Origin of the sequence: Paenibacillus cellulosilyticus (assembly GCF_003182255.1) — a bacterium.
GTDB lineage: Bacteria > Bacillota > Bacilli > Paenibacillales > Paenibacillaceae > Paenibacillus_T > Paenibacillus_T cellulosilyticus.
The window spans coordinates 1-1660 of record NZ_QGTQ01000064.1; the positions used below are offsets into that span (position 1 = coordinate 1).

Consider the following 1660-nt stretch of genomic DNA (forward strand, 5'->3'; position numbering starts at 1 on the left):
CCCCTTCCGGGGTCCAGGGGACGGGAGTCCCATGGGGTCCTCCCTAGCAGGGAGGATTTAGTTATCATGAACGAAAGAAGCCCTCCGTTTGCAACAATCGTGGGTTACATTGGCAATACTGTCCAAGAAGAAACCAATCTACTGGACTGCCATGCAGAGCCACATTGCAAAGGAGAGCTATACAATGAATTTTGCCAAAAAGTACGTAGGTTTAGACGTATCAAAAGAAAAAATTGCGGTTGCAGTTGCGGATGAGGGTCGAGAAGCCGCTCGCTATGTAGGAATGTTTGCCCATACGGAAAAAGCGATACGGAAGCTCATTCAGACCTTGACCAAAGAAGGAGCAACGCTTGAAGTCTGTTATGAAGCAGGACCTACGGGGTATGAGCTGTATCGCCTGCTAACGAGAATGGGAATTGAATGCGTGGTTATCGCGCCATCTCTTATCCCATCACGTCCAGGAGACCGAGTAAAGACGGATCGTCGGGACGCACTGAAACTGGCTCAATTACTACGTTCAGGTGAACTGCAAAGTGTGTACGTTCCAACCGAGGCAGATGAAGATTTGCGGGATTTAGTTCGGGCACGAGAGGATAGTAAAGAAAATTTGCTGCGGTCTAAAAACCGATTAACCAAATTTCTACTTCGTCATGGCATTTCCAGTCCCCCAGGTGTCCGTCGTTGGTCCACCAAATACTGGGGGTGGCTACACGTCTTGAAGCTCAACAGTTCGATCCAGCAGACGGTGCTTCAAGAATATATCCATGCGATTCAGGAAGAGATGATGCGTTTGGAACGATTGGAAAAAAGGATGGCTCAAGAAGCACAAAGTGGACCACGTGCCTCGCTCATTACGGCCCTGCAGGTATTGCGTGGCGTAGCGCTCATCACCGCTGTAACCTTGGTAGCAGAAGTCGGAAGTTTCCTACGATTTCCGAAAGGAAGTTCGTTCATGGGTTATACGGGCTTAGTGCCAAGTGAATACTCCACGGGACAGACGACTCGGCGCGGTGCGACGACGAAAGCAGGCAACCGACATGTTCGTCGAGCGGCAGTTGAAGCCGCTTGGAGCTATCGGTATCAACCTGCCCTCAAAGGGAATTTGTTGAAACGGCAGAAAGGCCAAAGTGCTGAAGTATGTGCGATGGCTTGGCATGCCCAAGTTCGATTGCATGAGAAGTATCGGACGATGCTCGGTCGAGGTATGAATAAGAACAAGGTAGTCACCGCTATTGCACGAGAACTAAGCGGCTTTATCTGGGCGATTGCATGCCAAATTGAAAAGGAGCAGCAAACGCCTGCTCCATTAGTGAGTTAATCCGTCGAATAAAACCATTGAGCCATGAGTTAAAAGGAAACAGTTTCAAGTTGAGGGCTGAGCCCTGCAAGGCGAAAGGGAAAAACGAAACCGAAGAATCCACGACCCACCTATGCGATACGTAGATGAGAGCATTTCTACAAACTCGCGAATTTAGTTCGTGGCAGCTTCGGCAGGACGTAGGGATTAAATGCGGTAACCAATCCGCGAATATCAGACTGCTCAACGTCAACGAGCCGTTTTCGCCTTCAGGGCACAGCCCTTCAACAACAAAGAAAAACGGAGAGTGCCAAGGAAGTTACAATGGCGCCTTGACACTTTCGTTCATATCAGGTGGGTAGA

At 49.4% G+C, this 1660-nt stretch carries 1 protein-coding gene; it reads left to right on the forward strand.

Annotated features, from left to right (window positions below):
* The first annotated feature begins 184 nt into the window (after positions 1 to 184).
* Complete coding sequence (locus DFQ01_RS30685; protein WP_110047708.1) at positions 185 to 1318, forward strand: IS110 family RNA-guided transposase; 1134 nt, start codon at positions 185 to 187, stop codon at positions 1316 to 1318.
* Positions 1319 to 1660: the final 342 nt, after the last annotated feature.

Excerpts from the sequence above, each read along its gene's own strand:
- DFQ01_RS30685 (WP_110047708.1), top strand. The coding sequence starts at position 185 with ATGAATTTTGCCAAAAAGTACGTAGGTTTAGACGTATCAAAAGAAAAA.